Consider the following 19,431-nt stretch of genomic DNA (forward strand, 5'->3'; position numbering starts at 1 on the left):
GCCTTTGGTGCGCTGTAGTTCAGTCGCCGCCGATCGTGACCTCAGGAGGCCGGAGGTGGGAGCCAGCGGTTTTGCCTACTTTGCTTGCGAGCAAAGTAGGTCGCCGTAAAGGCGAAAAGCGCCGGTGGCGCCCCACCCAGAATGGATACTCACACGATCAAGGCACCCCAGCCGCCGCAGTACTTCCCACCTTCGGCTGCCGGTAAAGATCCAGCAACACCTGATCCAACACCTGCGATGCCCCCCAGGGCTTGGGATCATTCAGAATCGCCGCCACCGCCCAGGTGTTTCCATTGCTATCCCGGCTGAACCCGGCAATCGCCCGAACGGTGTTCAGGGTGCCGGTCTTGATGTGCCCTTCACCGGTCATGGCCGTGCGCTTGAGCCGCTTGCGCATGGTGCCATCCATGCCTACCAGCGGCATGGAACTGATGAATTCGGCGGAGTAGGGGCTCTTCCAAGCTGCCTGCAGCAGCGCCGCCATCTCGCGAGTGCTGACCCGCTCTGCACGGGACAGGCCGGAGCCGTTTTCCATGATCAGGTGCGGCGCGGTGATGCCTTTTTTCGCCAGCCACTGACGTACCACACGCTGGGCTGCGCGGGCGTCGTCGCCGTCGGCATCCGTGCGGAACTGCGCACCCAGGCTCAGGAACAGCTGCTGGGCCATGGTGTTGTTGCTGTACTTGTTGATGTCGCGGATCACCTCGACCAAGTCCGGCGAGAATGCCCGTGCCAGCAGGCGTGCACCTTTGGGCACGTTCTCGATGCGATCGCGGCCCTGAATGCTACCGCCCAGTTCGTTCCAGATCGCTCGCACCGCACCGGCGGCATAGGTCGGATGATCGAGCAGCGACAGATAGGTCTGTGAGTTGCAGCCTTCGCCAAGCTGGCCACTGACGACTACGCTGACGCCGTCGGCCTGGGTGACCGGGTTGTAACGTACATCACCTGCACATTTTCTGGAGGCGACGGCCTTGACCTGGTTGTCGATGCGCACGTTCGCAAGCGGCGGCTCCATGGCCACAGTGACTTTTCCGCCATCGTTGCGGGCCACGAAGCGCAGGGCCTTCAGGTTGACCAGCAGCGAGTCGGGGCGGACCAGGAACGGCTTGTTCACATCACCGCCGTCGTCATTGAACTGCGGCAGGTTGGGCTGAACGAAATGGCTGCGATCCAGCACCAGGTCGCCCGTCACCGTGCGCACGCCGTTGGCGCGCAGGTCACGCATCAGCAGCCAGAGCTTTTCCATGTTCAGTTTCGGATCGCCACCGCCTTTGAGGTACAGGTTGCCGTTGAGTACGCCGTTGCTCAGGGTGCCATCGGTGTAGAACTCGGTTTTCCACTGGAAGGTGGGGCCCAGCAGTTCCAGCGCCGCATAGGTGGTCACCAGCTTCATGGTCGAGGCCGGGTTGACCGAGACATCGGCGTTGAACACGGTGGGCGTGCCGGGACCGTTGAGCGGCAGCATCACCAGGGACAGGGCTGAGTCCTGCAGTTTGTTGGCTTTGAGCGCCTGTTGCACTTTCGGCGGGAGGGTAGTGTTGACAGGCGCGGCCTGGCCAGGCATGGCGAAGGGCAGGAACAGGCTGGCGAGAATCAGGGGACGGAGCGTTTTGATCATGTGCAATTTGAACCCTGCGGACGAGGGAAAGTGACATTGGGGCTGTACAAGATGATGGCCCCAGGACGAAATATAGTGCGCATTATGCCCCAAGCGCATCCTCCATGGGCCATGTTCGACGGAAAAGCGCCGCAGCCGCCCGGAAACTGGTAAAGTGCCGCGCGTTAATACTCAAGAGGATAGTTTCATGGCCACCAACCGTTCCCGTCGTCTGCGCAAGAAACTGTGCGTGGACGAATTCCAGGAGCTGGGTTTCGAACTGAACCTGGAATTCAAGGAAGACCTGTCCGACGAAGCCATCGATGCCTTCCTCGATGCCTTCCTCGCTGAAGCCATGGATGCCAACGGCCTGGATTACGTCGGTGGTGATGACTTCGGCCTGGTTTGCCTTGCCAAGCGTGGCTCGGTCAGCGAAGAGCAGCGCGCCATTGTCGAAGCGTGGCTCAAGGGCCGCAGCGAACTGACCAAAATCGAACTCAGCCCGCTGCTGGACGCTTGGTATCCGGACAAGCCAATCAACACCCAGGCTTCCTGATCCGCCCCGAGCAGCGTATTTACGCGCTGCTCATCCAGCCCTGGCCGGGTGTTGCAAATGCCTGGCCAGCGCTTTCTCCGTTCGGCGCATATGCCGTGCCAATACCTGCCGTCGCAGTTTCAGCTGTGCCAATGGCAAGGTTTCCTGCTCCAGTGCTTCACACGCCTCCATCAGATCCCTGGCTTCCAGCATCCTGGCCGTGCTGAGGATCTTGTGTGCCTGAGCGGCAATGGCCCGTGCATCTTTCGGGTCGATGGCCATCAGCGTGGCCAGGTCTTGTATCAAACTTTCCAGTAAGGCGTTGAGGAGTCGAGTACGGCTGTCCGGGTCGTCACCAACGATGGCGGACAGGCCCTCAAGGGCGAGACGTTTGCTTGCCCTGCGCCTTGGCGACGCATGCCAACTCGGTTCGATGCCTGCCAGGCGCTGATTCAGCGTGTGCAGGCCTATCGGCTTGAGGAGACAGTCGTCCATGCCAACGTCCAGGCAACGCTGACGGACTTCCGGCTGGGCGTTGGCGGTGAAGCCAAGGATCAGGCAGCGTGGCCAGTCGCGTTGGCGCTCTATCGCGCGGATGGCTTCAGCGACTTGGTAGCCGTTCATTTGCGGCATGTTGCAGTCGAGAATCACCACATCGAAACCGCCCGCGCGCCATTTTTCCAGCCCTTCACGGCCATCGCTGGCGACGGACAGGCTCAGCCCCAGGAAACTCAACTGCTGTTCCATCAACAACAGGTTGGCCGGGTGGTCATCGATGACCAGTACGTTCAGCCCGCTGTTCGGTGTCTCCACGTCCTGCACCAGTGGGGTGGTCACCGGTGGCGCTTCGACGCGTTGCAGGGGCATTACCAGGGTCACCTGAGTGCCGACGCCAGGCAGGCTCTTGATGCTCAGCGTCCCTCCCATCATCTCGCTCAGGCTATGACTGATCGCCAATCCCAAACCGGTTCCAGCCCTTGCTCCCTCGCTGTGTGGATTGGCCTGGACGAACGGGTTGAACAGCTCCTTGAGTGCCTCCTCGTGGATCCCGATGCCGGTGTCGCGGACTTTGAGTTCCAGACACGGGCCATCGCGATCGGTGTCCTCGTTCACGAGCAAGTTGATCTGGATCTGGCCTTGGTCGGTGAACTTGATGGCATTGCTGACCAGGTTCGACAGCACCTGCTTGAACCGCAGTGGATCGAGCAGCGCGTGGCAACGGGCGTTTGGCGCGATGACCACTTGCAAGGCCAGGTCTTTCTGTCGCGCCAGGCCAGCGAATACCCTGGCCACTGACTCGACCAGAACGCTGGGATCGACCGACTCCGGGGAAAGGCATAAATGGCCGGACTCGATCCTGACGATGTCCAGGATGTCGCCGATGAGCCCGAGCAGGTCTTTTGCCGAATGGTAGGCGACCTCCAGGGATGGCCGGTCCAGTTGCCCGCGATCCGCCCGGCGCACTGCCAGCTCCAGCATGCCAATGACTGCATTCATAGGCGTGCGGATCTCGTGGCTAATGGTCGCCAGGAAGGTGCTTTTAGCACGGTTGGCGTCGTCGGCACGTTGTTTGGCCAGGCGCAGCTCCTGGACCAGCTCGCGACGGTCACTGATGTCGATCCAGCCACCGATGATCCCCTGGACTTCACCTAGGGAGTCGCGATAGGGCAGGATCCAGTGGTAGATGGTCAGCTCCCGTCCTCCCATGCGCAGTGGACGGTCCAGGATCAAGGGGGTGCCGGCGGCCATGACTTGCTCGTAGTCGGCCTCCATCTGTTGGGTATATTCCCGATCAGCACCCGGGCTTTCATCCAGTCGCTTGCCCATGACCTCGTCGGTTTGGGCATCGACAGCCTGCAAGTAGCTGTCATTACAGCTTTGCAGCCGCCCTTCACGATCCCGCACATACATCGGATGAGGGGTGCCGTTGAGCAAGGCTCGCATGAACTCAAGCTGGTCGTTGAGTGCCCGCTCGGCGCATTTGCGTTGCCTGATCTGCCACCGTAGGTGCGCGTTCCAGATCAGTGCCAAAAGCAACAGCAAGCCGACTGCCAGCAAGAACTTCAGCGCCAGGCGACGAAACTCCCGCCAATACACGTCGTCATGCAGCCGATAGCCTCCCCAGCGATTGTTGATCACGCCAAGCTCCTCCGGCGAGATGCTTTGCAAGGCTTTGTCCAAAATCGACGCCAGCGCATGGGCCTGGCTGTTGGTAGCCATCGCGACCGTGGCCGGCTCGCTGCCGATCGTACTGCGAATGACCAAGTCCGGGTTTCCGGCCAGGGCATGGTTGGCGTCGATCAGGGTAGTGATGGCCGCATCGACTTCACCACTGCTTAGCAGCGCAATGGAAAAGAATGGGCTGTCGGTCTCGATCTTGCTGATTTTCGGGTAACGGGCCGAGAGCAAGCCGGCCATGATGCTGTCGCGGGTGATCGCGACCTGCCGGTTCTGCAGGTGCTCCAGAGACGCCGCCTGGTCACTGCCTGCGCGGGTGACCAGAACATAGGTGCTTTCCAGGTACGGCCGGCTGATATGCAGGGCGCCATCGTGCTTTTCGTCGCTGGAAATGGCGGCGATGACATCGGCCCGGCCGTCCTTGAGTCGGGCCAGCATGTCCCGGATGCCGCTGGCCCGCTCGATCTCGAAGCGCAGACCCGTGCGCAGCCGGATCAGGTCCAGCAGATCGGCGGCGATACCGCGAAAGTTGCCGTTGCTGTCGAAGTAGGAAACCGGAGCGGCGGTCTCGTTGATCGCCACGCGCATCACCGGATGTTCCCGCAGCCATTGCTCTTCGCCGGCCGAGAGCTGAAGCTTGCGATCAGTCAGCAGATAATCGCTTCCCGCCCCCCAACGCTTGAAGATGCTGGCGGCCATGATGGGTGTCTGGCTCTCCAGGGTCGCATCGATCACCTCCTTGAGAATGGTGTCCTGGCGGCGCAGGGCGAAACTAAAGCCAATGGCCTCGTGCTTGCCGAAGCTCGCCATGCGCAAAGGCGGGAGATGGCCGCGATTGAGTTGGTAATGGGTCGAAATGGTATCGCCAATGAACACGTCGGCCTGGCCGAAAGCGACAGCATTCAGCGCCAATGTGGAGGAGCGAAATGCCAGCAGTTCGGCCTTCGGATAGGCACTGAGTACTTCTTTGGGCGAGAGATAGTGATAGAGCATGCTCAGGCGCAGCCCTTTGAGTTCGTCATCCAGTACGCGGCGCTCATGTTCTCGCGTCACCAGCACTGGCTGGTCGATCGCATAAGGACGAGAGAGCGCAAGGCCTGCGACGGCTTCATAACCATTGGCGCTGCCAAGCAAGTCGATCCGGCCATGCTTGAGCGCTTCGATCGCTGACTGGCGGCTGTCGAAGCCCAGCACGCGGACCTTCAATCCCAACGCAATGCCGATCAGGCCAGCGTATTCAGCGGTGAGCCCCTGGTAGTCGCGCCCGCCTGTGGTGATATCGAAAGGTGGGTAGTCCGGGAAGGATGTACCGATCACCAACTCTTGTTTTTCAGCGAGCCATTGGCGCTGGGTCGGTGTCAGCATTGGCAGAACCGGCTTTAGCGACGAGCGCGTCAGGAGGTTAAGTGCTTTGGGCCTGTTTTGGTGGGCGTGCGCTGGATGGCAAGCCAGCGCAAGGGCAACGATAAACAGGCAGGTTAGGTACCGCCCCATGTCGCACCTCAAACCAGCGCGTTGCGTTTGGCGACATCAATCAGGTCGACCAGCGTCTGGACCTGAAGTTTTTGCATCAAGCGCTTTTTGTAGGTGCTGACGGTTTTGTTACTCAGAAACATGCCCTTCGCAATTTCCTTATTGCTCTTTCCTTGGGCGAAAAGTTGCAAAACCATAAGTTCTCTGTCGTTAACGTGTCGGAAAAGTCGTATCTCGTGGTCTGGAATAATCTGGCTGGTGTTAACCGCTTGGCTGGGGAAATAGTTGTAACCGGAGAGCACGGCTTTTATTGCACTAAGCAGTTCGCTCAGGTCCTCTTGTTTGCCGACATATCCGGCGGCTCCCGATTGCATGCAACGCACCGCGAAAAGGGCGGGGCATTGTGCTGTCAGTACCAGCACTTTCAAGGGCAAGGCCATGCTCTGGAAGCGGGACAGGATTTCGAGGCCATCGAGCTTGGGAATGGCAATGTCGAGGATCACCAAGTCGGGACGTGTCTCTCGGACCATCTGCATGGCATGGACGCCATTGTCCGACTCACCGACGACCTTGTAATTCTGGTTTTCCAGCAACATGCGAACCGCCATGCGGATAACGGGATGATCATCGACAATATATACAGAGTGCATATTCAACTTCCATGCGGCGGGTGTCGGAAATAATGCGCACCTTAGCTCAGTTGGAAGTCGTCGGACATGCGAGGAGCTGCCACGACTCGCATATGGGAAAATGCCTACAGTAAAAAGCTACGCGCGCTACGAATTGAGCGTGTTGACGTCACCAAAGGCACCTGGTTTAGTAACTTTTTATTTTTAGATATTGATAAGTGTTTAATTCTGTTGAGGGCTAATAAGAAATTTCCTTCAATTACTAGCCCTCAAGACTATTGGGTACCCAGCCCTCAGGGAGGGCTGGAGCGTCCGGTCATTTCACTGGCCATCTCGCTGGCATAGCTGTCGGTCATGCCGGCGATGAAATCGATCATGCGCAGGAAGGCTGTATGCAGCGAGTCGTGCGGGTCTGGAGCGTGATTACCGATCAAATCCAGTACACGTCGGCTCTTGAAGGAAGGTGTACGCCCGCCGTGCTGCTCCAATGCCGCTCCACAAAATGCATTGAGGAGAATCTCGAGGGTAGTGTAGGCACCGATCTCGTGCAGGGTCTTGCGTTTGTCCTGGAAGATTTTCTTGCGGGCCATGTCCTTGGCCTGGAGCACGCAGCGCTTGGCTGGACCGTGCATGTGTTCGACCAGATCGCCAGGCAGGTGCCCGGCAAGCAAGGCGGTCTGTTGTTCAACGAAGGCCTGGGCTGCCGCGTTGGTCAAATGCTCGATTGCCTTGCCACGCAGAATCGCCAGTTTGCGCCGCCGTGAGTCCGTGGGCCCCAGTTGACGGTAGGTTTCGGGCAAATCGTCACCTACCAGGTCGAGCAGCAGGGCCTCGACCTCGGCGTACTGCAGCAACTCCATCTCCAGGCCGTCTTCGAGGTCGATCAGGGCGTAGCAGATGTCATCTGCCGCCTCCATCAGGTATACCAGCGGATGGCGCGCCCAACGCTGCTGTTCGAGCTGCGGCAGGCCGAGCTTGCGGGCGATCTGCTCGAGCAGCGGCAATTCGCTCTGATAGCTACCGAATTTGTGTTTCTTATAGCCCAGGGCGTCGGCGTGGCGGGCGCTCCATGGATATTTGAGGTAGGTACCCAAAGTGGCGTAGGTCAGGCGGGTGCCGCCATCGAACTGGTGGTATTCGAGTTGGGTCAGTACACGAAACCCCTGGGCGTTGCCTTCGAAGTTGAGAAAATCTGCGCGCTCGTCATCGCTCATGTCGTCCAGCCAGCCACGTCCGGCGGCCTGCTGGAACCAGTGGCGAATGGCATCCTCGCCGGAATGGCCAAAAGGCGGATTGCCGATGTCATGGGCCAGGCACGCCGACTGCACGATCATGCCAAGGTCGCTGGGCTCGCACCAGGCCGGTAAGCGCTCGCGCAGGGTTTCGCCAACGCGCATGCCCAGCGAGCGACCGACGCAGCTGACCTCCAGTGAATGAGTCAGGCGGGTGTGGATGTGATCGTTGCTCGAAACGGGGTGGACCTGGGTTTTGCGCCCCAGGCGGCGGAAGGCACCGGAGAAGATGATGCGGTCATGGTCTTTGTGGAAGGGGCTGCGCCCCAGTTCCTCGGGGCTGTACAGGGCTTTGCCCAGGCGTTCGCGGGTCAGCAGGGTGTGCCAGTCCAAGGCTCGATCTCCCGTCAGGTGGACGCCATAGCTTCCCGTGTCGGGCGCGCCCGTGCAAGCAGCGGGCGCGATCGATCAGGGGCGTCGACTGTTGCGCAGGAACAATCGCACCAGCGGTGCCAGGCTAGTCCCCAGGCGCACGAGCCTGCCGAGGTTGCCGCTGCGCACGCCTTTGCCGGTGAGAAATCCCAGGGCGACCACAGCGCCCAGGCCCCAGAGCGGCGCATGCTTGATCCCCAGCCCATCTTGCAATGAATCGCCCATGCCACGCAGGCGGCGGACCGGCTCGAGCAGTTGCGCCGATTCGTGGTGGATCTGTTGGCGATGCATTTCAAGGCGCAGGCGCAGTAACGCCTTGCGCAGTTCTCGGGGATTACGGGTGTTGGGCAGTTCGGGCAGGCTCATGGCAATAGGCGCTCCCTGTCCTTGGCGAGTTCTTCGAGGGTGGCACTGAAGGGGGACGACTCATCGAATACCGCCGCTTTCAGGCGCAGCCCACAGTACAGGGCGGCGATGCCGTAGAACACGCACAAGCCGATGATGCCAGCCAGGCGATAGCTGTCCCACAGCAACACCAGCACCAAGCCCGACAGGGCCGTCAACAGCAGGAGGGCGAAGACCAGGGCGAGGCCTGCGAACAGCAGCAGGCTCAGGGTGCGGGATTTTTGTTCCTGCAACTCGATGCCGAACAGCTCGATGTGGCTGTGCAGCAGGCCGAGCAACGCCGCGCCGAGGCGCTTGCCGGATGCGCTGGTGCCGGGGGCGTCGTTTTCCATGCTCACCCCTTAGCGTCGACTGGCCAGCAGGCCGATCAACAGGCCAACGCCGGCGGCAATGCCGATGGCCTGCCAAGGGTTTTCCTGGACGTATTGCTCGGCGCTGCCCAAGGCTGCCTGGCCACGTTCGCGGACCGAGTCCTGTGTCAGTTGCAGGGTTTCGCGGGCCTGGGCCAGACGGTCATGAAGCTGTTCACGCAGTTCGTCGGCCTGGTCGCCTGCCAGGTTGGCGGTGTCGGCGAGCAGCTTTTCGGTGTCGCGCACCAACGCCTGGAAGTCAGCCATCAGTATCTCTTGAGCAGTCTTTGCCGGTTTGCTGGCCATGGAGGCTCTCCCTGTAAAAGTGTGTGGCTATTTCGAGTGATGGGGTTGGCGGAAGGTTCAGTATGGCCGCTGGTACGGCCCTTGCTACCTCACGGAGCGTGGCCGCGCCGAATGCGTGCGCGGGCCATGCGATACCGATAAACCTTAACCCAATCCACGACAAACCCAAGAAAAAACCACGCAGGTCGCGCCCGGCTCACCGAAATAGGGCAAAGGCCTGGCACCTAATCGGTGCAGGGATGCGGGCTCTTGAACTGTCCTGGTGCCTTTTCAGCAGGTCTGCCTATTCATGGAAAACATGCACAGCGCGATGGACTCCCTCGTTCACGGCTCCAATACCTTGTTCCTCCTCATGGGCGCCATCTTGGTGCTCGCCATGCATGCGGGATTTGCCTTTCTGGAGGTCGGGACCGTACGTCACAAGAATCAGGTCAACGCTTTATCGAAGATCCTTAGCGACTTCGCGGTCTCGGCCTTGGTGTACTTCTTCGTGGGTTATTGGGTGGCCTATGGCGTGAGCTTCTTTCAGCCCGCCGCAACGCTGGCCGACGACCACGGTTATGCATTGGTCAAATGCTTCTTCTTGCTGACGTTTGCGGCGGCGATCCCGGCGATCATCTCCGGCGGCATTGCCGAGCGCGCTCGCTTCGTGCCGCAGCTGTGCGCCACGGCCTTGATCGTGGCGGTGGTCTATCCGCTCTTCGAAGGCGTGGTATGGAACGGCAACTTCGGGCTGCAGGCTTGGTTGCAAGCGCGCTTCGGAGCACCGTTCCATGACTTTGCCGGCTCGGTGGTGGTGCATGCCATGGGCGGCTGGCTGGCGCTGGCGGCGGTGCTGTTGCTCGGTGCACGCCGTGGGCGCTATCGCGAAGGGCGCCTGGTGGCCTTCGCACCGTCGAGCATTCCATTCCTGGCATTGGGGTCATGGATCCTGATCATCGGTTGGTTCGGCTTCAACGTCATGAGCGCCCAGACCCTGCAAGGGGTCAGTGGGTTGGTGGCGATCAACTCGCTGCTGGCCATGGTCGGCGGCACCTTGTCGGCCTTGCTGGCCGGGCGTAACGACCCGGGCTTTCTGCACAACGGCCCGCTGGCCGGATTGGTGGCTGTGTGTGCCGGTTCGGACGTCATGCACCCTGTCGGAGCGCTAGCCACGGGTTTGATCGCTGGCGTGCTGTTCGTCTGGTGCTTCACCGCGGCGCAGAACCGCTGGAAGATCGACGATGTCCTCGGGGTCTGGCCGCTGCATGGCCTATGCGGCCTCTGGGGCGGTATCGCCTGCGGCATTTTCGGGCAGATGGCCCTCGGCGGGATGGGGGGCGTCAGTCTGGGCAGTCAGTTGGTGGGCAGCCTGGCGGGCGTCATCGTGGCGTTGGCTGGTGGTTTTGCGGTCTATGGCCTGATCAAGCGGGTACACGGGCTGCGTCTTAGCCATGAGCAGGAATTCCAAGGCGCAGACTTGTCGCTGCACCGCATCGGGGCGACCAATCAAGATTGACGCGCGTCAGATGCGCGGGAGCAAGCATGGTCCTAGAATGGATATCCCGTTCCCGCAGACTCGAGGCGTGTCCATGCTGCCTGAATGCCAACTGTTCGGCACCTTGGGGTGCCACCTGTGCGAAGTCGCCGAGGCCATGCTGATGCCGTTCATCGAGCATGGCTTGTTGGTGGAGCTGGTCGATATCGCTGAAAGCGAGGCGCTGTTCGAGCGCTATGGGCTGCGCATTCCGGTACTTCGCCGGTGCGATACCGGCGCCGAGCTGGGCTGGCCGTTCGATGCCGAGCAAGTCGTGGCGTTTCTGGGGTGAGCCGTTGACGCAGGCTTGGGCGAATCCGTATGCTGTATATAAATACAGTATACGGATTCGCCCATGTTCAACGTCGAGCAACTGAAGTACAGCGTCAATCGCATGCCGCCCGAGCAGGTATGCGAGGCCGTGCTGGAACTGCGCCTCGAAGGCTTGGTGACCGACGACCGGACTCCGTTCGGCAAAGTCCATTTCAACACCTGTTTCGCTGAGATCGAGGCGTTGTTCCAGCGCGCGGGTTATCACCGTGCGCTGGATGTGGTGGGTTACCAGGGGCTGATCTATGCCCTTTACGATCCCGCCCGCTGGGAGCCAGTGCAAGTACTGCGCTGGCTCAAGGAGCGCACTGAACTGCAGGCCAAGGCTGGTTGAGCCTGTAGCCATGGGGGATAATGCCCGCCTTTGAATTCCCGAGCCCTGTCATGACCGCACCTTTCGACCCTGCCCATCAGCAAGCCAGTACTGTCTGCCTGCCTCCGGGCTCCTGGCAAACCGTGCTCGATTGCCTGTGCGAGCACTTCAAGGGGATCGATCGTGAACAGTGGTTGGACCGCTTCGCCCGGGGGCGGGTGCTGGATGCACAAGGGCAGCCCATTGCGGCGGACTTTCCCTACCGTCGGGGCATGCGCTTGCACTACTTTCGCGAAGTGCTCAATGAAAAGCCGATTCCCGTACAGGAGTCGATCCTGCATGTCGATGAGCATCTGGTGGTCGCGGACAAACCGCATTTTCTGCCAGTCACGCCGACCGGCGAATACGTCGAACAGACCTTGCTGCGCCGCCTGATCCGCCGTCTGGATAACCCGCATCTGGTGCCGTTGCACCGCATCGACCGGCATACCGCAGGCCTGGTGCTGTTTTCCGCCAATCCGCAGACCCGCAGCGCCTATCAACGGCTGTTTCCCGAGCGGCGTATCGACAAACGCTACCAGGCCATAGCGGCGGCACTGCCTGAGCGCGAATTCCCTTTGGTGCACCGTAGCCGCCTGGTGCATGGCGAACCCTTCTTCCGCATGCATGAGGTGGACGGTGTGGAGAACAGCGAAACCCTTGCCGAAGTGCTGGAGAAGAACGGCAAGCTGTGGCGCTACGGGCTCTCACCGGTGACAGGCAAGACGCACCAATTGCGGGTGCATATGGCGGCGTTGGGCGCCGGTATCTGCAATGACCCGTTCTATCCGCAGCTTTCGAAGGAGGAGGACGACTACCAGCGCCCCTTGAAGCTGTTGGCGCACAGTTTGCGTTTCCAGGATCCCCTGACTGGGGAGATGCGTTACTTCGAGAGCCGACTCTCGCTGGATTGGTGAAATCTGTCGGGGTGAGGGCAAGCCCGCGCCTACAGGTTGGTAATGCACCTGTAGAGGCGGGCATGCGCCGACGTGCGTCAGCGGTTGAAGCGTTCCACCAGTGAGTACTGACTACCGGCGGTGCTGGTCAGTTCTTCACTGAGCAAGGCAGAGCGCTGGGCCTGTTCGGCAGTCTGGTCGGCCAGATCGGCAATGGTGCTGATGTTGCGGCTGATCTCGTCGGCCACAGCGGTTTGCTCCTCGGTGGCCGCGGCGATCTGGGTGGCCATGTCGGTGATGTTGGCCACTGCTTCGCTGATACCTATCAGGGCCTGGTCAGCCTCCATCACCCGCTCCACGCCTTCCTGGGCCTGACGATGGCCATTCTCCATGGTCTGCACCGCATTGCTGGCGGTCTGCTGCAACTTGGCGATCAGGTTGTGGATTTGCCCGGTGGACTCTGCGGTGCGCTGAGCCAGCTGGCGGACTTCATCGGCCACGACCGCGAAGCCACGACCCATCTCACCTGCACGGGCAGCCTCGATGGCGGCGTTGAGGGCCAGCAGATTGGTCTGATCGGCGATGCCTTTGATCACATCGACTACGCCGCCGATCTCGTCGCTGTCCTTAGCCAGTTGGGTGACGGTCTGCCCGGTTTCGCCGACGGCTTGGGAAAGGCGAGAAATGGCCTCGCGGGTTTCTCCGGCGATCTGCCGACCCTGGCTGGTCAGTCGATTGGCCTCTTGGGTCGCATCGGCGGTGCGCTGCACATGGTTGGCCACCTCCTGGGTGGTGGCAGCCATCTGGTTGACTGCGGCGGCGACCTGCTCGGTCTCGACTCGCTGACGCTCCAGGCCGGTGGAGCTCTGATGGGCCAGAGTGTCGGACTCGCGTGCCTGGTCGCTGAGTTGCTCGGCGCTGTCCTGCAGGCGAGTCAGGCAGGTCTTCATGCGGGCGTCCTGGCTGAGCATGGCCATTTCCAGGCGCGCCTGTACACCCCGGCTGTCGGTGTACATCTGTGCAATCAATGGATCGGAAGTGGTCTGTTCGGCCAGGCGCAGCAGGCGCTTGAGGCCGCGCTGTTGCCAGCTCAGGCCGAGCAGGCCCAGCGGCACCGACAGGCCGGCAGCCAGGGCGAACCCCCAGGAGTGGCCGAGCCAGTTGCCGATCAAGAAGCCGATCTGGCTGACCAGGATGAATGGCAGCCAATCCTGTAGGACAGGCAGCCACTTGTCGCGGCGTGGAATCGCGGGCTTGCCTTGGTTGATGCGTTGATACAACGCCTCGGCGCGGCGGATCTGCTCGGCCGTGGGCTTGACCCGCACCGACTCGTAACCGACTACCTGGTTATTGTCGAAGATGGGCGTGACGTAGGCGTTGACCCAGTAGTGATCGCCAGACTTGCAGCGGTTCTTGACGATCCCCATCCACGGCAGGCCCTGCTTGAGGGTTTGCCACATGTGGGCGAACACCGCCGATGGCACATCGGGGTGGCGGACCAAGTTGTGAGGCGCTCCCGTCAGTTCCTCGCGGGAGAAGCCGCTGATATCGATGAACGCATCGTTGACGTAGGTGATCACCCCCTTGGCGTTGGTGGTGGAGATCAACCGCTGTTCAGCAGGAAACGTCCGCTCTCTCTGGGTAATCGGTTGGTTGTTACGCATGAGGTTCAATCCGCAAGGCTTTGAATCCGTATCGGCCAGCCGCCGGTTTTATTGAATGTTTATTTAATTTACTTGATCTGGCGCAATGAATGGCACCCAGGCTTGAGTAAAGAAATTCGGTTTTTTCCAATCAATTGGCGTCTATATTGCCGATTTTTTACGGTTTTGTGACGCGCTGGTCCGATCATGACCGATTGTTTAGCCAAGTGCCAGCATCGGATAGCTAAAGCCTGCAAAGTGGACAAGGTTCAGACCGAAATGGCAAAGCACCGCCGCCATCAACCCGCCCCGGCGGTAAGCCAGGCCGTAACCGATGCCGGCGAGACTGGCCAGGCAGAACCACTGCCATCCCGCTCCCAGGTGGGCCAGGCCAAACAGTAATGCGGCGGCGAACAGCGCCAGAGACTCATGGCCCAATAGCCGTTGCAAGCCACCTTGGATGTAGCCACGGAACAGCAACTCCTCAGTGAGGCTGACCAGGAGCAGGTTGTTCAGTAGCCAGAGCCAAGCCTGATCCGGCCATTTCGGTGCCCAGGTCACTACACCTAGCGCCCAAGCGCCGCCGAGGCACACGAGCACGGTAGGCGGCAGGATGAATGCCAGACTGGTGCTCCAAGCGGCCCCGCGCCAGGCCAGCACCCATGGGCACGTCAACAACAGCCAGAAGCCGATCAACGGCTTGTCGAGATTCAGGTACATGGAAAAGGGCAGGGCGCCGTCGCTGAAGGTCGCTTGGTCGATCACCTTGGCGCCCTGGAAGCCAGGTAGCCAGTGCACTGCCAAGGCGATGGCCAGGACGATGAACAGCACGTGCCCCGCCACTTGTTGCCAGCGCACCGCACGGTGCGCCAGCAGGGCGGCGCAGATCAGGGCGCCAAAGGTGGGCAGACTGGACAGGCCCAGGCTGCCATGGATCAAGGCCAGGCCGTAACCGAAACAGAGCGGGATCAGTGCGGGCCAGGAAAGCGGATACATGGGAATTCCTTGTCATGACGTCGTCGAAATCCTTTCGACTGCCCAGGTGGCGCTCAGGACACCACCTGGGTTCGCGTCGGTGATGGGGCTCAGGCGCCCCGATGTCCGATCAGGCTGCGATCAGCTGGCGCAGCACATAGTGCAGGATGCCGCCTGACTTGAAGTACTCCACTTCGTTCAGGGTGTCGATCCGGCACAGTACTTCGGTTTGCTGCTGCTGCCCGTCCTCGCGGGTGATACGCAGCGCCAGAGTCATGCCGGGGCGCAGCTGCGCGTCGGTGAGGCCCTGTACGTCGATGCGCTCCTTGCCGGTCAACCCAAGGGTCTTGCGGTTTTCGCCGGCCCTGAACTGCAACGGCAACACGCCCATCCCCACCAGGTTGGAGCGGTGAATACGTTCGAAACTCTCTGCCAGCACAGCCTTGACACCCAGCAGGTTGGTGCCCTTGGCGGCCCAGTCGCGGCTGGAGCCTGTGCCGTACTCCTGGCCGGCGATCACCACCAGCGGGGTGCCTTCGTCCTGGTAGCGCATGGCCGCGTCGTAGATCGACAGCTTCTCGCCGCTGGGTACATGCAAGGTGTTGCCGCCCTCTTCGCCGGCGAGCATTTCGTTGCGGATGCGGATGTTGGCGAAAGTACCCCGCATCATGACCTCATGGTTGCCGCGTCGTGAGCCGTAGGAGTTGAAGTCCCTTGGCTCCACGCCCTTGCTGCGTAAATAGCGACCGGCGGGGCTTTCGGCCTTGATGTTGCCTGCCGGGGAGATGTGGTCGGTGGTCACCGAGTCGCCGAGCAGCGCCAGGATGCGAGCGCCCTGGATATCGCGGACCTGTGGCAGCGGGCCGCCGATCGTGTCGAAGAACGGTGGATGCTGGATGTAGGTGGAGTCGTCCTGCCAGACATACGTGGCCGCCTGAGGCACTTCGATGGCTTGCCATTGGGCATCGCCGGCGAAGACTTCGGCGTATTCCTTGTGGAACATGGCGGTGTCGACCTTGGCCACGGCCTCGGCGATTTCCTGCTGGCTGGGCCAGATATCGCGAAGGAATACCGGTTGGCCATCCTTGCCGATGCCCAGTGGGTCACGTGTCAGGTCGGTGCGCACGCTGCCGGCCAGGGCGTAGGCCACCACCAGGGGCGGAGAGGCCAGCCAGTTGGTCTTGACCAGCGGGTGCACACGGCCTTCAAAGTTGCGGTTGCCCGAGAGCACCGAGGCCACCGTGAGGTCGGCGCTGCCAATGGCCTGCTCGATGGCGTCATCCAATGGGCCGGAGTTGCCGATGCAGGTGGTGCATCCGTAGCCGACCAGGGCAAAGCCGAGTTGGTCGAGGTAAGGCGTAAGGCCGGCTGCCTTGAAGTAGTCGGTGACCACTTTGGAACCCGGAGCCAGGGAGCTTTTCACCCAAGGCTTGCGGGTGAGGCCTTTCTCGACGGCTTTCTTGGCTACCAGGCCGGCCGCCATCATCACGCTGGGGTTGGAGGTGTTGGTGCAGGATGTGATGGCGGCGATCACCACTGCGCCGTCACGCAAGGTGTGGGTCTGGCCGTCATGGGTATAGTCGATTTCCCCGGCCTGGTCGGCATTGCCCACGGCCACACCGCCGCCTCCTTCGCTTTCCAGGCGTCCGACCTCCTTGGCCAACGGTTTGGGCTGCAGTTCGATGAAGCCCTCGAAGGCCTGGCTGACCTGCGACAAGGCCACCCGGTCCTGTGGGCGCTTGGGTCCGGCCAGGCTGGCTTCGACATCGTGCATGTCCAGCGACAGGGTATCGCTGAAAGCCGGTTCATGACCGGGCACACGCCACAGGCCCTGGGCCTTGCAATAGGCTTCGACCAACTGCACTGCCTCTTCCGGACGCCCCGAAAGACGCAGGTAATCGAGCGTCACCTGGTCCACCGGGAAGAACCCGCAGGTGGCGCCGTACTCCGGAGCCATGTTGGCGATGGTGGCGCGGTCGGCCAAGGGCAGGTCGGCCAGGCCATCGCCGTAGAACTCGACGAATTTGCCCACCACCCCCTTCTTGCGCAGCATCTGGGTGACGGTCAGCACCAGGTCGGTGGCGGTGATGCCCTCGCGCAGCTTGCCGGTCAGCTTGAATCCGATCACCTCGGGAATCAGCATCGACACCGGTTGGCCAAGCATCGCCGCTTCGGCCTCGATGCCGCCCACACCCCAGCCGAGCACGCCCAGGCCGTTGATCATGGTGGTGTGGGAGTCGGTGCCGACCAGAGTGTCGGGGAAGGCATAGGTACGGCCGTCGGCTTCACGGGTCCAGACGGTGCGGCCCAGGTACTCCAGGTTGACTTGGTGGCAAATGCCGGTGCCCGGCGGCACCACGCGGAAATTGTCGAAGGCGCTCTGGCCCCAGCGCAGGAAGGCGTAGCGCTCACCGTTGCGCTGCATCTCGATGTCGACGTTTTGGGCAAAGGCGGCGGGACTGGCGTAACGGTCGACCATCACCGAGTGATCGATCACCAGATCCACCGGGGACAACGGGTTGATCCGCTGCGGATCGCCACCGGCCTTGGCCATGGCGGCGCGCATGGCAGCCAGATCGACCACCGCGGGCACGCCGGTGAAGTCCTGCATCAGGACCCGTGCGGGGCGGTACTGGATTTCCCGATCCGAGTGACGCTCGCCCAGCCAGCCGGCCAGGGCGCGTAGGTCATCGCCGGTGACGGTCTTGCCGTCTTCCCAGCGCAGCAGGTTCTCCAGCAGTACCTTGAGCGACATGGGCAGACGCTGCAGGTCGCCGAGCTGCCGGGCAGCCTCGGCGAGGCTGAAATAATGATAGGTGTGGTCGGCCACCTTGAGGGTCTTCAGGGTCTTCAGGCTATCGAGCGAGGGCATTGCCAACTCCTTCTGCGCCGGTGTCCGGTCATTCCCGCTTCGAGTGTGCGGACTTGCCACACAAGCCAGTGGATGCCGGTATCACCGCTCTGTAACGGCCCGTACGCAACGGACCTGGCTGAATGGTCAGGGTAGACTGGTTTGCCGGTCCTGACCCACTTCTGGACAGGTGGGGCATGTCGCAGGTTCCGATCTTCCTTTATCATCGCCGCCCTGCCGGCGCCTGCTTTGCGCCGGATCAAGGCTGGCGATCCAGGCCAGCGACGTGGAGTGAAAGATGAATACCCTGTTCATGCATTGCCGGCCCGGTTTCGAGGGCGAGGTCTGCGCCGAAATCAGCGAACACGCCGCCCTCTTGGGCATTGCCGGTTACGCCCGGGGCAAACCGCAGAGTGCCTGCGCCGAGTTCGTCTGTGCAGAGCCCGATGGCGGCGAGCGCTTGATGCGTGAACTGCGTTTCGAGCGACTGATCTTCCCCCGCCAGTGGGCACGGGGCGCGTTCGTCGAACTGCCGGAGAGCGACCGGATCAGCGTCTTGCTCGAACACTTAGCCGATTACCCGGTGTTCGGCAGCCTGTGGCTGGAGGTGCTCGACAGCAACGAGGGCAAGGAGCTCTCGACCTTCTGCCGTAAATTCGAAGTGCCGTTGCGCAAGGCCCTGCACAAGGCCGGGCGCCTGGTCGAGAATGCCGCAGGGCCGCGCCTGCTGTTGACCTTCATCAGTGGGCGCCGGGTGTTCGTTGGCCTGGCCGAGTCGAACAACTCGGCCCTGTGGCCCATGGGTATCCCGCGGTTGAAGTTTCCTCGCGAAGCGCCCAGCCGCTCGACCCTCAAGCTGGAGGAGGCCTGGCACCAGTTCATCCCACGCGAGCAGTGGGACCTGAGGCTGAACGACGACATGACCGGCGTGGACCTGGGTGCCTCGCCGGGCGGCTGGACCTATCAGCTGGTCAAGCGGGGCATGTTGGTGACGGCCATCGACAACGGCCCAATGGCAGAAAGCCTGATGGAAACCGGTCTGGTCCAGCACCTGATGGCCGATGGGTTCACCTGGCAGCCCAAACACACCGTGGATTGGATGGTCTGCGACATCGTCGAGAAGCCTGCGCGCACTGCCTCGCTGATCGAGACCTGGCTGGGGGAGGGGCTGTGCCGCGAGGCGGTGGTCAATCTCAAGCTGCCGATGAAGCAGCGCTATGGCGAAGTACGCCGACTGCTCGACCGGATCGAGGCAGGCTTCAAGGCGCGCAAGGTCAAGGTATCGATCGCCTGCAAGCAGCTCTACCACGACCGCGAAGAAGTCACTTGTCATCTGCGCCGGCTGGACCTCAAGTCGCGTTGATCGACCACAGGCCTGGCCAGCGCCCACCGTCGTGGAGCTGGCTCGGCCCTCTTGGACCTCGTCGTCCGATGCGCGACAATGCCCCATCATTTGTGGAGCCCCCCATGACCGAATTCACCCCTGACGCCATCCTCGATGCCACCGGCCTGAACTGCCCGGAGCCGGTGATGATGCTGCACCAGCACGTGCGTGACCTGGCGGCCGGTGGCCTGCTCAAGGTCATTGCCACCGATCCCTCCACCCGCCGCGACATCCCCAAGTTCTGCAACTTCCTGGGCCATGAGCTGCTGGAGCAGCAGGAGCAGGCCGGCACCTACCTGTACTGGATCCGCAAGAAGGCCGACTGAGCCTGGATCGCGCACCGC

At 61.6% G+C, this 19,431-nt stretch carries 17 protein-coding genes; 7 read left to right on the forward strand and 10 right to left on the reverse strand.

Going from position 1 to position 19,431, the window contains the following annotated elements:
* Positions 1-157 precede the first annotated feature (157 nt).
* Entirely contained in the window at positions 158-1,621 is a 1,464-nt protein-coding gene (gene dacB, locus BLS27_RS07105) for a D-alanyl-D-alanine carboxypeptidase/D-alanyl-D-alanine endopeptidase (RefSeq protein WP_043206731.1), read from the reverse strand.
* Positions 1,622-1,808: 187 nt separating this feature from the next.
* Here dacB and BLS27_RS07110 point away from each other — a divergent pair, with 187 nt between their 5' ends.
* Positions 1,809-2,156: a YggL family protein gene (locus BLS27_RS07110; protein WP_043206729.1), complete on the forward strand. Its 348-nt coding sequence runs from the start codon at positions 1,809-1,811 to the stop codon at positions 2,154-2,156.
* A 30-nt stretch (positions 2,157-2,186) separates the two neighbouring features.
* Here the strand turns inward: BLS27_RS07110 and BLS27_RS07115 are convergent, their stop codons facing one another.
* The 6 genes from BLS27_RS07115 to BLS27_RS07140 all read right to left on the reverse strand — a co-directional run bounded on the left by BLS27_RS07115 (position 2,187) and on the right by BLS27_RS07140 (position 9,140).
* Positions 2,187-5,807 carry a transporter substrate-binding domain-containing protein gene (locus BLS27_RS07115; RefSeq protein ID WP_090343856.1) on the reverse strand — a complete coding sequence of 1,207 codons (3,621 nt, stop codon included), beginning with the start codon at positions 5,805-5,807 and terminating at the stop codon, positions 2,187-2,189.
* A gap of 8 nt (positions 5,808-5,815) precedes the next feature.
* Positions 5,816-6,436, reverse strand: coding sequence for a response regulator transcription factor (locus tag BLS27_RS07120; RefSeq protein ID WP_043206726.1), 621 nt, complete (start codon positions 6,434-6,436; stop codon positions 5,816-5,818).
* A 272-nt stretch (positions 6,437-6,708) separates the two neighbouring features.
* Positions 6,709-8,040, reverse strand: coding sequence for a deoxyguanosinetriphosphate triphosphohydrolase (locus BLS27_RS07125; RefSeq protein ID WP_090343858.1), 1,332 nt, complete (start codon positions 8,038-8,040; stop codon positions 6,709-6,711).
* Positions 8,041-8,115: 75 nt separating this feature from the next.
* Positions 8,116-8,445, reverse strand: a complete 330-nt coding sequence (locus BLS27_RS07130; RefSeq protein WP_043206724.1) for a hypothetical protein — start codon at positions 8,443-8,445, stop codon at positions 8,116-8,118.
* The gene (locus BLS27_RS07135; RefSeq protein WP_043206723.1) at positions 8,442-8,816 is read right to left on the reverse strand and encodes a phage holin family protein; all 375 of its coding nucleotides are present in this window, start codon (positions 8,814-8,816) and stop codon (positions 8,442-8,444) included. The genes BLS27_RS07130 and BLS27_RS07135 overlap by 4 nt, the downstream gene beginning before the upstream one ends.
* A 9-nt stretch (positions 8,817-8,825) precedes the next feature.
* Entirely contained in the window at positions 8,826-9,140 is a 315-nt protein-coding gene (locus BLS27_RS07140) for an ElaB/YgaM/YqjD family protein (RefSeq protein WP_043206722.1), read from the reverse strand.
* A 289-nt stretch (positions 9,141-9,429) separates the two neighbouring features.
* Here BLS27_RS07140 and BLS27_RS07145 point away from each other — a divergent pair, with 289 nt between their 5' ends.
* The 4 genes from BLS27_RS07145 to BLS27_RS07160 all read left to right on the forward strand — a co-directional run bounded on the left by BLS27_RS07145 (position 9,430) and on the right by BLS27_RS07160 (position 12,255).
* A complete protein-coding gene (locus tag BLS27_RS07145; RefSeq protein ID WP_090343860.1) occupies positions 9,430-10,638 on the forward strand; it encodes an ammonium transporter in 1,209 nt (402 codons plus the stop codon).
* Between the two features lie 73 nt (positions 10,639-10,711).
* A complete protein-coding gene (locus BLS27_RS07150) occupies positions 10,712-10,948 on the forward strand; it encodes a glutaredoxin family protein (protein WP_043206719.1) in 237 nt (78 codons plus the stop codon).
* Between the two features lie 63 nt (positions 10,949-11,011).
* Complete coding sequence (locus BLS27_RS07155; RefSeq protein WP_070573380.1) at positions 11,012-11,320, forward strand: transcriptional regulator; 309 nt, start codon at positions 11,012-11,014, stop codon at positions 11,318-11,320.
* A gap of 50 nt (positions 11,321-11,370) precedes the next feature.
* On the forward strand, positions 11,371-12,255 hold the full coding sequence (locus BLS27_RS07160) for a pseudouridine synthase (RefSeq protein WP_090343863.1): 885 nt from the start codon (positions 11,371-11,373) through the stop codon (positions 12,253-12,255).
* 77 nt (positions 12,256-12,332) lie between these two features.
* Here the strand turns inward: BLS27_RS07160 and BLS27_RS07165 are convergent, their stop codons facing one another.
* From BLS27_RS07165 to acnA, 3 genes are all read right to left on the reverse strand, one after another.
* Positions 12,333-13,898, reverse strand: coding sequence for a methyl-accepting chemotaxis protein (locus BLS27_RS07165; RefSeq protein ID WP_043206714.1), 1,566 nt, complete (start codon positions 13,896-13,898; stop codon positions 12,333-12,335).
* A 198-nt stretch (positions 13,899-14,096) separates the two neighbouring features.
* Positions 14,097-14,873 carry a CPBP family intramembrane glutamic endopeptidase gene (locus BLS27_RS07170; RefSeq protein ID WP_043206713.1) on the reverse strand — a complete coding sequence of 259 codons (777 nt, stop codon included), beginning with the start codon at positions 14,871-14,873 and terminating at the stop codon, positions 14,097-14,099.
* A gap of 109 nt (positions 14,874-14,982) precedes the next feature.
* On the reverse strand, positions 14,983-17,724 hold the full coding sequence (acnA, locus tag BLS27_RS07175; protein WP_090343865.1) for an aconitate hydratase AcnA: 2,742 nt from the start codon (positions 17,722-17,724) through the stop codon (positions 14,983-14,985).
* Between the two features lie 277 nt (positions 17,725-18,001).
* Here acnA and rlmM point away from each other — a divergent pair, with 277 nt between their 5' ends.
* Positions 18,002-19,066 carry a 23S rRNA (cytidine(2498)-2'-O)-methyltransferase RlmM gene (gene rlmM / locus BLS27_RS07180; RefSeq protein ID WP_043206711.1) on the forward strand — a complete coding sequence of 355 codons (1,065 nt, stop codon included), beginning with the start codon at positions 18,002-18,004 and terminating at the stop codon, positions 19,064-19,066.
* Positions 19,067-19,170: 104 nt separating this feature from the next.
* The gene (gene tusA / locus BLS27_RS07185) at positions 19,171-19,413 is read left to right on the forward strand and encodes a sulfurtransferase TusA (RefSeq protein ID WP_043206710.1); all 243 of its coding nucleotides are present in this window, start codon (positions 19,171-19,173) and stop codon (positions 19,411-19,413) included.
* Positions 19,414-19,431: the final 18 nt, after the last annotated feature.

The organism is Pseudomonas guariconensis (genome assembly GCF_900102675.1).
GTDB lineage: Bacteria > Pseudomonadota > Gammaproteobacteria > Pseudomonadales > Pseudomonadaceae > Aquipseudomonas > Aquipseudomonas guariconensis.

What these genes read in the sequence shown, in the direction of transcription:
- BLS27_RS07150 (WP_043206719.1), top strand. Translation starts at nt 10,712, where the DNA reads ATGCTGCCTGAATGCCAACTGTTCGGCACCTTGGGGTGCCACCTGTGC.
- BLS27_RS07135 (WP_043206723.1), bottom strand. Translation starts at nt 8,816, where the DNA reads ATGGAAAACGACGCCCCCGGCACCAGCGCATCCGGCAAGCGCCTCGGC.
- BLS27_RS07120 (WP_043206726.1), bottom strand. Translation starts at nt 6,436, where the DNA reads ATGCACTCTGTATATATTGTCGATGATCATCCCGTTATCCGCATGGCG.
- BLS27_RS07140 (WP_043206722.1), bottom strand. Translation starts at nt 9,140, where the DNA reads ATGGCCAGCAAACCGGCAAAGACTGCTCAAGAGATACTGATGGCTGAC.
- dacB (WP_043206731.1), bottom strand. Translation starts at nt 1,621, where the DNA reads ATGATCAAAACGCTCCGTCCCCTGATTCTCGCCAGCCTGTTCCTGCCC.
- BLS27_RS07155 (WP_070573380.1), top strand. Translation starts at nt 11,012, where the DNA reads ATGTTCAACGTCGAGCAACTGAAGTACAGCGTCAATCGCATGCCGCCC.
- BLS27_RS07130 (WP_043206724.1), bottom strand. Translation starts at nt 8,445, where the DNA reads ATGAGCCTGCCCGAACTGCCCAACACCCGTAATCCCCGAGAACTGCGC.
- BLS27_RS07160 (WP_090343863.1), top strand. Translation starts at nt 11,371, where the DNA reads ATGACCGCACCTTTCGACCCTGCCCATCAGCAAGCCAGTACTGTCTGC.
- rlmM (WP_043206711.1), top strand. Translation starts at nt 18,002, where the DNA reads ATGAATACCCTGTTCATGCATTGCCGGCCCGGTTTCGAGGGCGAGGTC.
- BLS27_RS07110 (WP_043206729.1), top strand. Translation starts at nt 1,809, where the DNA reads ATGGCCACCAACCGTTCCCGTCGTCTGCGCAAGAAACTGTGCGTGGAC.
- BLS27_RS07115 (WP_090343856.1), bottom strand. Translation starts at nt 5,807, where the DNA reads ATGGGGCGGTACCTAACCTGCCTGTTTATCGTTGCCCTTGCGCTGGCT.
- acnA (WP_090343865.1), bottom strand. Translation starts at nt 17,724, where the DNA reads ATGCCCTCGCTCGATAGCCTGAAGACCCTGAAGACCCTCAAGGTGGCC.
- tusA (WP_043206710.1), top strand. Translation starts at nt 19,171, where the DNA reads ATGACCGAATTCACCCCTGACGCCATCCTCGATGCCACCGGCCTGAAC.
- BLS27_RS07165 (WP_043206714.1), bottom strand. Translation starts at nt 13,898, where the DNA reads ATGCGTAACAACCAACCGATTACCCAGAGAGAGCGGACGTTTCCTGCT.
- BLS27_RS07170 (WP_043206713.1), bottom strand. Translation starts at nt 14,873, where the DNA reads ATGTATCCGCTTTCCTGGCCCGCACTGATCCCGCTCTGTTTCGGTTAC.
- BLS27_RS07145 (WP_090343860.1), top strand. Translation starts at nt 9,430, where the DNA reads ATGGAAAACATGCACAGCGCGATGGACTCCCTCGTTCACGGCTCCAAT.